Below are 12,425 nucleotides of genomic sequence, written 5' to 3'. Positions count from 1 at the left end.
TTTTGCTGTTTAGCAGGCCCCATCAGAGAGTCGCTGCAACCTCATCGGAGATTTCACCGTTATGGTAGACTTCCTGCACGTCGTCGCAATCTTCCAGCATATCGATCAGACGCATCAGTTTCGGTGCGGTTTCAGCATCCATATCAGCTTTGGTGGACGGGATCATGGAAACTTCCGCGCTGTCTGCTTTCAGACCTGCCGCTTCCAGAGCGTCGCGTACTTTACCCATTTCTTCCCATGCAGTGTAGACGTCAATCGCGCCGTCATCATAGGTCACAACGTCTTCAGCACCCGCTTCCAGAGCTGCTTCCATGATGGTGTCTTCATCGCCTTTCTCGAAGGAGATCACGCCTTTTTTGCTGAACAGATAGGCTACGGAACCATCAGTACCGAGGTTACCACCACATTTGCTGAATGCATGACGCACTTCAGCAACGGTACGGTTGCGGTTGTCAGACAGACATTCAATCATGATTGCCGTGCCGCCAGGACCGTAACCTTCGTAGATGATGGTTTCCATGTTTGCATCATCATCACCGCCCACACCACGTGCAATTGCGCGGTTCAGAGTGTCACGGGTCATGTTGTTAGACAATGCTTTATCAATTGCTGCACGCAGACGCGGGTTAGCGTCCGGGTCACCACCGCCCAGCTTAGCCGCGGTTACCAGCTCACGAATGATTTTAGTGAAGATTTTACCGCGCTTAGCATCCTGCGCAGCTTTACGATGTCTGGTGTTGGCCCATTTACTATGACCTGCCATAAAAATATCTCCAGATAGCCCTGCCTGTTCAGGCAGCGTTAATTACAAACTGTTCAATCGCCTGCCGGTTGCTCCAGGACTTAGTGAGCGCCGCCGCAGCAGGCGCATCAAGCCACTTGTAGGCCAGATGTTCAGTGAAGACGACCTGGCGTTCGTGCGGGAGCGCAAGACAGAACCATGATTCCGTATTACGCGTCACGCCCGGCGCATAGCGATGACGTAAATGTGAAAAAATTTCAAATTCTACCGTGCGCTGACAGTCAATTAAGGTCAGTTGTTCAGCGACAACATCGATGGTGACCTCTTCCTTTACTTCGCGCATGGCAGCTTGCGGCGCGGTTTCACCCTCTTCCACGCTGCCGGTTACCGACTGCCAGAAATCGGGATCGTCACGCCGCTGCAACATCAGCACCCGTTTCGTATCTTGCGCATAGATGACCACTAAGATCGAAACGGGACGCTTATACACTTTATCCTTCACGCTGCCTCTTCGTTGACTGCCTTCGCTCATCCCATTCACATAGTTATCTATGCTCATGGGAGTTCACTCAGTTGCCGCCTCGATGCAACGCGAATGATTTCGTGTATTTGAGTCATATCAGTTATTCTCTGCCTTCTTCACAACCTGAATGCTCAGCTCAGCCAGTGCAGTCGGGTTAGCAAAGCTCGGTGCTTCAGTCATCAGACACGCCGCCGCCGTGGTTTTCGGGAAGGCGATAACGTCACGGATATTGTCGGTGCCGGTCAGCAGCATCGTCAGACGGTCAAGACCGAATGCCAGACCTGCGTGCGGCGGAGTACCGTATTTCAGGGCGTCGAGCAGGAAGCCGAATTTCTCGCGCTGTTCCTCTTCGTTGATACCCAGAATACCAAACACCGTCTGCTGCATATCACCATTATGGATACGCACAGAACCACCGCCCACTTCGTAACCATTGATGACCATATCGTAAGCGTTCGCCACCGCATTTTCTGGTGCAGCTTTCAGTTCTGCAGCAGTCATGTCTTTCGGTGAGGTGAACGGATGGTGCATTGCCGTCAGGCCGCCTTCACCGTCGTCTTCAAACATCGGGAAATCGATAACCCACAGCGGTGCCCATTTGCTTTCGTCGGTCAGACCAAGGTCTTTACCCACTTTCAGGCGCAGTGCGCCCATCGCGTCGGCAACAATTTTCTTGTTGTCGGCACCGAAGAAAATCATATCGCCATCTTGCGCGGCAGTACGATCCAGGATGGCTTCGATGATTTCTGCATTAAGGAACTTCGCTACCGGGCTGTTGATACCTTCCAGACCTTTCGCGCGTTCGTTAACTTTGATGTAAGCCAGACCTTTCGCGCCGTAGATTTTAACGAAGTTACCGTATTCGTCGATCTGCTTACGGGTCAGCGATGCGCCACCCGGAACACGCAGAGCGGCAACGCGCCCTTTCGGATTGTTCGCCGGACCTGCAAATACTGCAAATTCAACAGATTTCAGCAGATCGGCAACGTCAGTCAGTTCCATCGGGTTACGCAGATCCGGTTTATCAGAACCATAACGGCGTTCTGCTTCCGCAAAGGTCATTACCGGGAAATCGCCCAGATCCACGCCCTTCACTTCCAGCCACAGATGACGCACCAGCGCTTCCATCACTTCACGCACTTGCGGCGCGGTCATGAAAGAAGTTTCCACATCGATCTGAGTAAATTCAGGCTGACGATCAGCGCGCAGGTCTTCGTCACGGAAGCATTTAACGATCTGATAGTAACGGTCAAAGCCGGACATCATCAGCAGCTGTTTGAACAACTGTGGGGATTGCGGCAGTGCGTAGAATTTACCTTTGTGCACACGAGAAGGCACCAGGTAGTCACGCGCGCCTTCCGGCGTGGCTTTGGTCAGCATCGGAGTTTCGATGTCGAGGAAGCCGTGGTCATCCATAAAACGGCGCACCAGGCTGGTGATTTTAGCGCGGGTTTTCAGGCGCTGAGCCATTTCCGGGCGACGCAGGTCGAGGTAGCGGTATTTCAGACGCGCTTCTTCGGTGTTGACGTGGTTAGAGTCAAGCGGCAGAACATCTGCACGGTTGATGATAGTCAGCGAGGACGCCAGTACTTCGATTTCGCCAGTCGCCATATCGCGGTTAATATTTTTTTCGTCACGCGCACGTACGGTGCCCGTGACCTGAATGCAGAACTCATTACGCAGTTCAGAGGCCAGCTTTAACGCGTCCGCACGATCCGGATCGAAAAATACCTGCACGATACCTTCGCGGTCGCGCATATCGATGAAGATCAGGCTACCAAGATCACGACGACGGTTGACCCAACCACACAGAGTCACCTGCTGCCCCACGTGGGACAAACGGAGCTGTCCACAATATTCTGTACGCATGAGATATCCCTTAACTTAGCTGCCGGCGGATGCCCCCTGCTGCGCAGGTGACCAAGTCGCAGCGTTAGCTGTATGTCACAACTGAATGAAAAAAGGCGGCTATTATACTGGAAATTCTGCCGCACCGTAAGAGTCTGGCCCGCGCTGGAACGCCTCGTTACCACTTTATATCGGGCCTGAAATCAGACTCTACGCCAGTTTGCTATAAAGGTGTTGCCCGAACTCATAAAAATTAACAAAATTTGTCGTTCCGCCATCGGCTAATCGCATTAAGGTGAGAGGCACGATTTTGTTTTGTCAGGAGTCATCATGCTTGAACTTAATGCTAAAACCACCGCGCTGGTGGTGATTGATTTACAAGAAGGCATCTTACCTTTTGCCGGAGGTCCACATACTGCCGATGAGGTGGTTAATCGCGCCGGGAAGCTGGCGGTGAAATTTCGCGCCAGCGGTCAGCCCGTGTTTCTGGTGCGCGTTGGCTGGTCTGCCGATTACGCCGAAGCATTAAAACAGCCGGTTGATGCCCCTTCCCCCGCTAAAGTGTTGCCCGAAAACTGGTGGCAACATCCTGCTGCATTAGGTGCAACTGACAGTGATATCGAAATCATCAAACGTCAGTGGGGGGCGTTTTACGGTACAGATCTGGAGTTGCAATTACGCCGCCGGGGTATCGATACAATAGTATTATGTGGGATCTCGACCAATATCGGTGTTGAATCCACCGCCCGCAATGCCTGGGAACTCGGTTTTAATCTGGTGATTGCCGAAGACGCCTGCAGCGCCGCCAGCGCCGAGCAGCACAATAACAGCATCAACCATATCTACCCACGCATCGCCCGTGTGCGCAGTGTGGAAGAGATCCTCAACGCATTATGATTTACATCGGTCTGCCGCAATGGTCGCATCCTAAATGGGTGCGGTTGGGGATCACCAGCCTTGAAGAGTATGCCCGCCACTTTAACTGTGTGGAGGGCAACACCACGCTTTACGCCCTGCCGAAATCCGAGGTTGTCCTGCGCTGGCGTGAGCAGACCACAGATAATTTTCGCTTCTGTTTTAAGTTTCCGGCGACCATTTCGCATCAGGCAGCATTACGGCATTGCGATGATTTAGTGACTGAATTTTTGACCCGCATGTCACCGTTAGCGCCGCGCATTGGGCAATACTGGCTGCAACTGCCTGCCACATTTGGCCCACGGGATCTGCCTGCGCTTTGGCATTTTCTCGATTCCCTTCCCGGCGAATTTAATTATGGTGTGGAAGTCCGCCATCCACAGTTTTTCGCCAAAGGGGAAGAGGAACAAACGCTTAATCGCGGTTTACATCAGCGCGGCGTTAATCGGGTGATTTTAGACAGCCGCCCGGTTCATGCAGCACGTCCACACAGTGAAGCTATTCGCGACGCTCAACGAAAAAAACCTAAAGTTCCGGTACATGCTGTACTGACGGCGACAAATCCGCTGATCCGTTTTATCGGTAGTGATGATATGACGCAAAACCGGGAATTATTTCAGGTCTGGTTACAAAAATTAGCGCAGTGGCATCAGACCACTACGCCTTATCTTTTTTTACATACGCCAGATATTGCCCAGGCCCCGGAACTGGTACATACCCTGTGGGAAGACTTACGTAAAACGCTTCCAGAGATCGGAGCAGTTCCGGCTATTCCACAGCAATCTTCTCTTTTCTGAATTTGCCACCTATCATAGACAGGTGCCATCGGCCATTTTAAAGGGAGTTTGTATGGTAAGCGCGCTGTATGCCGTTTTAAGTGCGTTGTTATTAATGAAGTTCTCTTTTGATGTCGTTCGCCTGCGAATGCAGTACCGCGTTGCCTATGGCGACGGCGGTTTTAGCGAACTGCAAAGCGCTATTCGCATTCATGGTAACGCGGTGGAATATATTCCCATCGCGATTGTGTTAATGCTGTTTATGGAAATGAATGGCGCAGAAACCTGGATGGTGCATATTTGCGGCATCGTTTTGCTTGCTGGTCGTCTGATGCATTATTACGGTTTTCATCACCGTCTGTTCCGCTGGCGACGTTCCGGCATGAGCGCCACCTGGTGTGCGCTGTTGCTGATGGTGCTGGCGAATCTTTGGTATATGCCCTGGGAGTTGGTTTTCTCCCTGCGTTAGCGCACAATACGCCACTTTCTTTTTCCCGGATTTTTACGTTATGTCTCACCGCGACACGCTATTTTCTGCCCCTATCGCCAGACTGGGCGACTGGACCTTTGATGAACGGGTAGCTGAAGTCTTCCCGGATATGATCCAGCGTTCCGTTCCCGGCTATTCCAATATTATTTCCATGATTGGTATGTTAGCCGAGCGCTTCGTTCAACCTGGTACGCAGGTTTACGATCTGGGTTGTTCTCTGGGCGCGGCGACGCTCTCGGTGCGTCGCAACATTCATCATGATAATTGCAAAATTATTGCCATCGACAACTCTCCGGCGATGATTGAACGCTGCCGTCGTCATATTGACGCCTATAAAGCCCCTACGCCAGTAGACGTTATTGAAGGTGATATTCGCGATATCGCCATTGAAAACGCATCGATGGTGGTGCTGAATTTTACCCTGCAATTCCTGGAACCTTCCGAGCGTCAGGCGTTACTGGATAAAATTTATCAAGGGCTGAACCCGGGCGGTGCGCTGGTGCTTTCGGAAAAATTCAGTTTCGAAGATGCCAAAGTTGGTGAATTGCTGTTTAACATGCACCACGACTTTAAACGTGCCAACGGTTACAGCGAACTGGAGATCAGCCAGAAGCGCAGCATGCTGGAAAACGTGATGCTAACCGATTCTGTGGAAACCCATAAAGCACGCCTGCATCAAGCTGGTTTTGAGCATAGCGAGCTGTGGTTCCAGTGCTTTAACTTTGGTTCCCTGGTGGCATTAAAAGCAGAGGACGCTGCATGATCGACTTTGGTAACTTTTATTCTCTGATTGCCAAAAATCATCTTTCACACTGGCTGGAAACGCTGCCCGCGCAGATTGCTAACTGGCAGCGCGAGCAGCAGCACGGGCTGTTTAAGCAGTGGTCCAACGCGGTGGAATTTCTGCCTGAAATTAAACCGTATCGTCTGGATTTATTGCATAGCGTGACGGCAGAAAGCGAAGAGCCACTGAGCGCCGGGCAAATTAAACGTATTGAAACGCTGATGCGCAACCTGATGCCGTGGCGCAAAGGGCCGTTCTCACTGTATGGCGTCAACATCGATACCGAATGGCGTTCCGACTGGAAATGGGATCGCGTTCTGCCCCATCTTTCTGATTTAACCGGGCGCACCATTCTTGATGTCGGCTGTGGCAGCGGTTATCACATGTGGCGCATGATTGGCGCAGGCGCGCACCTCGCGGTGGGAATCGACCCTACGCAACTGTTTCTGTGCCAGTTTGAAGCGGTGCGTAAACTACTGGGTAACGATCAGCGCGCACATTTGTTACCGTTAGGCATTGAACAGCTTCCGGCACTGAAAGCCTTTGATACCGTCTTTTCGATGGGCGTGCTTTATCATCGTCGTTCACCGCTGGAGCATCTCTGGCAGTTGAAAGATCAACTGGTCAATGAAGGTGAACTGGTGCTTGAAACGCTGGTTATTGATGGTGATGAGAACACGGTGCTGGTGCCGGGCGATCGTTACGCGCAAATGCGTAATGTCTATTTCATCCCTTCCGCGCTGGCGCTGAAAAACTGGCTGAAGAAGTGTGGTTTTGTTGATATTCGCATTGCGGATGTGAGCGTTACCACTACAGAAGAGCAGCGACGCACTGAATGGATGGTTACCGAGTCTCTGTCCGATTTCCTCGACCCACATGATCCGAGTAAGACAGTTGAAGGTTATCCGGCACCTAAACGCGCGGTGCTGATTGCGCGCAAGCCGTAAAGATTAGCGCCCGTTTCCGGGCGCTTTTCACGTCTTATGCCTGAACAGCTGGCTGATCAAACGCCGTTAACTTCGGTGCATTGCCCGTATATTTTTCGATATACACCAGCGCAGAGTTACCGGCACAGGCATTTGCCAGCTGAGAGCTGGGGATATCCGCCGTTAACACGTTCGCACTGCCGTTTTTACACAAGCCATTTTCCAGATCTGGCCATGCACCTTCATGCACGCATACCACGCCTTTTTTGATCCCGTCAGTCACCACCGCGCCTGTCAGAATCTGACCACGTCTGTTCCAGACACGCACCAGATCGCCATTCGCAATACCAAAGCGAGCAGCATCTTCGGTGTGAATAGTGATCGGTTCACGATCGGCAACCGCATATTTTTTACGCAGTTCCGCATAGTTAAGCTGACTGTGTAAACGGTGTGCCGGATGTGCGGTCAGAAGCTGCAACTGCTTCTCGTCGGCGGAACCTTTCCACTCATCAGGCGCAAGCCAGGTTGGGTGTGCCGGGCAATCCTTATAGCCAAATTTTTCCAGCGTTTTGGAGTAAATCTCAATTTTGCCGCTTGGCGTACCCAGCGCATTTTTCACCGGATCGGCGCGGAAATCACCATAACGAACGTACTGTTCGTTCTTCTCGCTGCGGCGCATTTCGATCAGTTTATTTTGCTGCCAGAAAGCATTAAACATCGGCATAGTCACGCGTTGCGCACGCGCACCTTTCTGAGCGGCATCATAGAAAAATTTCAGCCACGCCATTTCATCTCTACCTTCGGTATAGATCTCTTTTCCGCCAGGTTTGAGTAATTCAGCAAGATCGGCAAACACGTCAAAATCGTTACGCGCTTCAAATTGCGCAGCGACAGCCTGCTTCATCGGTACAATATGCTGGTTGCTGTAATCACCGGTCATCGTCAAGTCATTGCGCTCAAACGATGTGGTGATCGGTAATACGATATCTGCATGTTTAGCAGCTGCGGTCCAGTAGCATTCAGAAACGACGATCATCTCCGGTTTCTGCCATGCTTTAATCAGACGATTAGTATCCTGGTGATGGGTAAAGTTACCGCCACCCGCCCACCAGATCATTTTGATATTTGGGTACGTTTGCTCTTTACCGTTATGCTGATATTTGCCGCCAGGATTTTCCAGCGCATCGACGATACGGGCAACAGGAATCGCCGTCATTCCGCCATCATCAGCGGCCTCGCTGGCCTGTCCGGCAATCGCCGCAGACATTTCCGGCAGCACGCCGCCAACACGCGTCGGGTTGCCACCATTGGAGTAATGATAAGAGAAACCAAACCCGCCGCCCGGTGTACCAATCTGCCCTAACATCGCCGCCAGCGTCACCAGCATCCAGTGTTTCTGTTCACCATATTGCTGGCGCTGAATTCCCCAGCCTGCCATCAGTATTGTGCGATTTGCCGCCATCAGTTCAGCGAGTTTGACTATCTGCGCTTCCGGTACGCCAGAAATTTCCGCCGCCCAGGCCGCGCTCTTCGGCGTATTATCGCTCTTGCCTGCCAGATACTCTTCAAACTGCGGATATCCGGTAGTGTATTTTTCAAGGAACACTTTATCGTGTTTGCCTTGTGTCATCAGGGTATGCGCGATCCCTAACATCAGTGCCACGTCGGTGCCCATATTCGGCGCGATCCAGGTGGCATTATCGCCAAAGAATTCGATGGTTTCGGAGCGAATAGGATCAATGGCAATCACGGGTTTGCCAGATTTTTTCAGCTGATGGAAGTATTCCAGCCCTTGCTCATCGGTACTGCTCCAGGCAATTTTCAAGGTATTCAGCGGGTTCATCCCCCACAGCACCACAACCTGGCTGTTTTCCAGAATCAGCGGCCAGGAGGTCTGCTGTTCATACACCTCTACAGAACCGACCACATGCGGCATGATCACCTGTGCTGCCCCGGTTGAATAATCGCCGCTATGCCCGGAATAACCGCCCGCAAGGTTCATATAACGTTGCAGTAAGGTTTGCGCTTTATGCAACACGCCAGAAGATCGCCAGCCGTAAGATCCGGCAAAAATGGCCGATGGTCCGTTAGCTTTACGAATACGATCGTGTTGCTCATGAATCAGTTTTAATGCTTGTTCCCAGCTCACCTGTACATAGGTATCTTCGCCACGACCTTTCGCCGGTTGCAGTGGATTATCGAGATAGCTTTTTCTCACCATCGGATGCTGAATACGCGCCGTGGTGTGTACCTGATCCACCGCCGTAGACTGTAAGGAGTTCGGTATAGTTTTCGCCAGCGCGCCTGTTGAAGAAACAATCTTGCCGTCCTTCACTTCTACGTTCATCGCTCCCCAACGGCCCGCGGTGAGGATTTTGCCACCCTTCTCTTCTGCCCATGCGGGTAGCGGTGCAGCCGATGTCACCACCAGCGCCCCAGCGGCAATACCGCTGTGTTTAATAAATTCACGTCTTGTTAATGTCATAACTTCCTCCCTGATCAACGAGGATCACTGTTTCTCGGTAATATCTTTGGCGTTGTACTGGAAGTACCGCGTCAAAATGTCCAGTTCGTTTTCGCTCATGCTGGTTCGCGCCCCCATTCCTTTGGCAATGGACGGCCATGCATTGACGGTGTAATGGTCGGAGGCAATAGGGGCATGGCAACCAGCGCAATAGGTATCGTCAAGTTTTTCAGCGTATTGCCATAGCGGTTTACGGTCCGCTAATGCGGGATCGGTAAGCGCACCCTGTAAAGACGCCTGACGCCATTGATTGCCGTATTCGTCAGCCTGCCATTCCCCGTTTACCGTGAGCGCCTTGATACCTTCTTCACTTAATGTGGCTAGTGCCAGCCGTTGACCTGCCGCCAGGTAGAGCGTGTTTTCACTGCCCTGCATTTGATAACCCTGCAACAGAACGATCGGCTGTTTGCCACTGGCATCAACGACGATGAGATCGGTACCAGGATTCACGGTAGCCAGCTCGCCTATGCGAGAAGTTTTGAAAGGATAAATATGTACGCCATTAGTCACTGAAGTAGCGGCCTGACTTTCCAGCTCATGCGCCGCGTTGTCATCCATTTTTATTTCTGGCGGAAAATGAGCAATGCCTTTATGACAATCGATACAGGTTTCGCCGCCCTTTTGTGCTTTGTTATGCATTTTCTGCGCAGATTCACTTTGCGAGGCAATATCCATGGCATCAAAAGAATGGCAACTACGGCACGTTGCAGAGTCAGTGGCTTTTAATTCTTTCCATACTGTTTCGGCCATTTCCTGACGATGCGCTTCGAACTTATCGTCACTGTCTATTTTGCCGCTAACAAATTCATGATAAATATCTTTAGATGCTTTTAATTTAGCAAATAAATAATCCATCCCTGACTTTGGAATATGGCAATCGGCACATTCCGCACGTATCCCTTTCTGGTTCGAAAAGTGGACAGTTCCCTGATATTCCTCAAAAGGTTTACTCATCGAGTGGCAGGAAAGGCAAAATGCTGTATCCGACGTTTTATGTAAGGCTTTTTGCGCCAGCAATAACCCGCCGCCACCAACCACAACCGCTATCAGCAAAAACATTAACCCAATGCGTTTTTTCCCTCGCATAGATTCCTCTAATTAATTCCAGAACACCGAAATCATTGTATAATTAAATATACAACGAATTGACCGCTTGCATAATTCGGCACAACACTGCCTGAAATAATCGATAAAGAATATGATTTATTACAATGTAATCATTAATTGCTAAGGAATAACCCAGTTGTTATTTAGAATACATATTTGTCAGTTTTAGTAATTTAAATTACATAATTAATATGAATATATAAAAATTTTTAGCACAACGCTATGTGCACTGTCACCCGCTCAACAGATCGCGGTAATCGTTCATTTTTTATACTATTCAGGGATAAAAAAAGGCCCCTGTTGAAATTGCAGGGGCCTGGTACGAGCAAGCATCATATTGGGCGACATGATGCAACGGTAAAAATCATTTGGCCTGATGGCGTTCAATGATTCCTTTCATTTCAGCAACCGCCGCCCCGTCTACGACATAACGCGAATACTCGTCCGCGTGTGCATCTGATGACATGGACAATCCTTGATTACGATAACGCATTGGTGAGGCTTGCCACGCTCCCGCGGAGCTATGGACTTCCAGCACTCCGGCATCGAGGAAGTGGTGCAGGTTTTCTGCACGGACTCCTGCTCCGGCCATAATGATTGGAGCATCACCATGGGCAATAAGTTCCATAATTTTTGATAAACCTTGCAGTGCGTCTGATTTTTGCCCTGATGTCAGTACCCGAGCAACGCCCAATTCCGCAAGATTATTGAGTGTATTTAAAGGGTTAGCGCACATATCGAAGGCGCGATGAAAAGTCACTGCCAGCGGACCGGCAGCAGCCATTATTTTTTCCATTCGTGGCATATCGACATTCCCGTCAACATCGAGAACGCCCGTCACCAGTCCAGGAAAACCTAATTCGCGGACTGTGCGCACATCCTCAAGAATGGCGGCAAATTCACCGTCGCTGTAGCAAAAATCACCACCGCGTGGGCGGATAATCGGATGCACAGGGATCGTCACCCGCTGGCGTACGGATTTCAGTACCCCCAACGACGGCGTTAAGCCCCCCTCTTTTGGGGCTGCGCATAATTCAACTCTGTCTGCGCCGTTTTGCTGCGCCGTTAGTGCACATTCCATGCTGTAACAGCAAATTTCCAGTAATGCCATTTTTACTCCTTAATTACGCCGACTGCTCGCTGGCAACGATCTTTTCAATGGACCACGGATGAAACTTAATAGTTGTTTTGCCATCGGTGACCGCCAGCGTCGGATTCGGTAATCGCTCATGCTCACCTTTTGGCGAACTGGTTTTCACTGAGATCCCCGGCAGGCTGAGTCCTTCATCAGAAAGCAATGCCAGCGCACGGGCATTCAGCGTTTCTGGATCGCCCGGCAGAACGATTTCAATATGTTCCCAACCTTCGTGCGGGTAACGTTTTTCCCCGGGCCACGGTAGCTCCACAATGGAAAACTGCCAGTGCGCAACCTGTACCGGTTCATGCAATTTAAACAGACAAATCGGCCTGCCATTGATCATATTTTCTGACAAAAGCTCGCCGCACTGTTCAAACCCGCGACGCCAGCGCTCAGCGGTGGCGTTTTGATGGCAACGCAAAGAAATGTGATCGGCAGTCAGCGGAGTGATATCCAACCCCAAACGGCGGGAAAGTTCATCTAATGCGTGGGTAAATCGCGGTAAATCCGATGCAATATCCTGCAGCTCGTCGATAGATTGCCAGTTCGCCATAATCACTCTTCGTCTTTCAGTAAAAGCGTTAATTTACCCTGTTGCCCTGCGCCAACCAACCGCTGATTTCACGCCGCTTCTGATGCAATAGTGAAAACG

12 protein-coding genes are annotated in these 12,425 nt (G+C 50.8%); 5 read left to right on the top strand and 7 right to left on the bottom strand.

The annotated features are described in order from the left end of the window. Positions 1 to 22 precede the first annotated feature (22 nt). From ACJHYD_RS04125 to aspS, 3 genes are all read right to left on the bottom strand, one after another. Positions 23 to 763: a YebC/PmpR family DNA-binding transcriptional regulator gene (locus ACJHYD_RS04125; RefSeq protein ID WP_000907234.1), complete on the bottom strand. Its 741-nt coding sequence runs from the start codon at positions 761 to 763 to the stop codon at positions 23 to 25. Positions 764 to 791: 28 nt separating this feature from the next. Beyond that, entirely contained in the window at positions 792 to 1,244 is a 453-nt protein-coding gene (gene nudB, locus ACJHYD_RS04120; protein WP_001308712.1) for a dihydroneopterin triphosphate diphosphatase, read from the bottom strand. A 117-nt stretch (positions 1,245 to 1,361) separates the two neighbouring features. Next, the gene (gene aspS, locus ACJHYD_RS04115; protein ID WP_001551240.1) at positions 1,362 to 3,134 is read right to left on the bottom strand and encodes an aspartate--tRNA ligase; all 1,773 of its coding nucleotides are present in this window, start codon (positions 3,132 to 3,134) and stop codon (positions 1,362 to 1,364) included. Between the two features lie 309 nt (positions 3,135 to 3,443). Here aspS and ACJHYD_RS04110 point away from each other — a divergent pair, with 309 nt between their 5' ends. The 5 genes from ACJHYD_RS04110 to cmoB are packed head-to-tail and all read left to right on the top strand — an operon-like array spanning position 3,444 to position 7,025. Further along, complete coding sequence (locus tag ACJHYD_RS04110; RefSeq protein WP_001551241.1) at positions 3,444 to 4,010, top strand: hydrolase; 567 nt, start codon at positions 3,444 to 3,446, stop codon at positions 4,008 to 4,010. After that, a complete protein-coding gene (locus tag ACJHYD_RS04105) occupies positions 4,007 to 4,825 on the top strand; it encodes a DUF72 domain-containing protein (protein WP_001563891.1) in 819 nt (272 codons plus the stop codon). Before ACJHYD_RS04110 ends, ACJHYD_RS04105 begins: the two co-directional genes overlap by 4 nt. Positions 4,826 to 4,877: 52 nt before the next feature. Then, complete coding sequence (locus ACJHYD_RS04100) at positions 4,878 to 5,273, top strand: MAPEG family protein (protein WP_000252980.1); 396 nt, start codon at positions 4,878 to 4,880, stop codon at positions 5,271 to 5,273. 40 nt (positions 5,274 to 5,313) lie between these two features. Continuing rightward, complete coding sequence (cmoA, locus tag ACJHYD_RS04095) at positions 5,314 to 6,057, top strand: carboxy-S-adenosyl-L-methionine synthase CmoA (protein ID WP_000019591.1); 744 nt, start codon at positions 5,314 to 5,316, stop codon at positions 6,055 to 6,057. Next, complete coding sequence (gene cmoB / locus ACJHYD_RS04090) at positions 6,054 to 7,025, top strand: tRNA 5-methoxyuridine(34)/uridine 5-oxyacetic acid(34) synthase CmoB (protein WP_000564730.1); 972 nt, start codon at positions 6,054 to 6,056, stop codon at positions 7,023 to 7,025. The genes cmoA and cmoB overlap by 4 nt, the downstream gene beginning before the upstream one ends. Positions 7,026 to 7,059: 34 nt before the next feature. Here cmoB and torZ read toward each other — a convergent pair whose 3' ends face one another. From torZ to ACJHYD_RS04070, 4 genes are all read right to left on the bottom strand, one after another. Next, positions 7,060 to 9,489 carry a trimethylamine N-oxide reductase TorZ gene (torZ, locus tag ACJHYD_RS04085; RefSeq protein WP_001551263.1) on the bottom strand — a complete coding sequence of 810 codons (2,430 nt, stop codon included), beginning with the start codon at positions 9,487 to 9,489 and terminating at the stop codon, positions 7,060 to 7,062. A gap of 24 nt (positions 9,490 to 9,513) precedes the next feature. Next, complete coding sequence (locus tag ACJHYD_RS04080; protein ID WP_001551264.1) at positions 9,514 to 10,614, bottom strand: NapC/NirT family cytochrome c; 1,101 nt, start codon at positions 10,612 to 10,614, stop codon at positions 9,514 to 9,516. Between the two features lie 385 nt (positions 10,615 to 10,999). Further along, entirely contained in the window at positions 11,000 to 11,746 is a 747-nt protein-coding gene (cutC, locus tag ACJHYD_RS04075) for a copper homeostasis protein CutC (RefSeq protein ID WP_001185732.1), read from the bottom strand. Positions 11,747 to 11,759: 13 nt separating this feature from the next. After that, on the bottom strand, positions 11,760 to 12,326 hold the full coding sequence (locus ACJHYD_RS04070; RefSeq protein ID WP_001551265.1) for a VOC family protein: 567 nt from the start codon (positions 12,324 to 12,326) through the stop codon (positions 11,760 to 11,762). Between the last annotated feature and the right edge of the window lie 99 nt (positions 12,327 to 12,425).

This window comes from Escherichia sp. WS1368, assembly GCF_046487485.1.
GTDB lineage: Bacteria > Pseudomonadota > Gammaproteobacteria > Enterobacterales > Enterobacteriaceae > Escherichia > Escherichia coli.
Note: the sequence above shows the minus strand (reverse complement) of the source record. Positions and strands in the feature narration are given on the sequence as shown.

Bases quoted from the DNA above. Each gene is read 5' to 3' on its own strand.
- ACJHYD_RS04125 (WP_000907234.1), bottom strand. From the start codon at position 763: ATGGCAGGTCATAGTAAATGGGCCAACACCAGACATCGTAAAGCTGCG.
- aspS (WP_001551240.1), bottom strand. From the start codon at position 3,134: ATGCGTACAGAATATTGTGGACAGCTCCGTTTGTCCCACGTGGGGCAG.
- ACJHYD_RS04110 (WP_001551241.1), top strand. From the start codon at position 3,444: ATGCTTGAACTTAATGCTAAAACCACCGCGCTGGTGGTGATTGATTTA.
- ACJHYD_RS04105 (WP_001563891.1), top strand. From the start codon at position 4,007: ATGATTTACATCGGTCTGCCGCAATGGTCGCATCCTAAATGGGTGCGG.
- ACJHYD_RS04100 (WP_000252980.1), top strand. From the start codon at position 4,878: ATGGTAAGCGCGCTGTATGCCGTTTTAAGTGCGTTGTTATTAATGAAG.
- cmoA (WP_000019591.1), top strand. From the start codon at position 5,314: ATGTCTCACCGCGACACGCTATTTTCTGCCCCTATCGCCAGACTGGGC.
- cmoB (WP_000564730.1), top strand. From the start codon at position 6,054: ATGATCGACTTTGGTAACTTTTATTCTCTGATTGCCAAAAATCATCTT.
- torZ (WP_001551263.1), bottom strand. From the start codon at position 9,489: ATGACATTAACAAGACGTGAATTTATTAAACACAGCGGTATTGCCGCT.
- ACJHYD_RS04080 (WP_001551264.1), bottom strand. From the start codon at position 10,614: ATGCGAGGGAAAAAACGCATTGGGTTAATGTTTTTGCTGATAGCGGTT.
- cutC (WP_001185732.1), bottom strand. From the start codon at position 11,746: ATGGCATTACTGGAAATTTGCTGTTACAGCATGGAATGTGCACTAACG.
- ACJHYD_RS04070 (WP_001551265.1), bottom strand. From the start codon at position 12,326: ATGGCGAACTGGCAATCTATCGACGAGCTGCAGGATATTGCATCGGAT.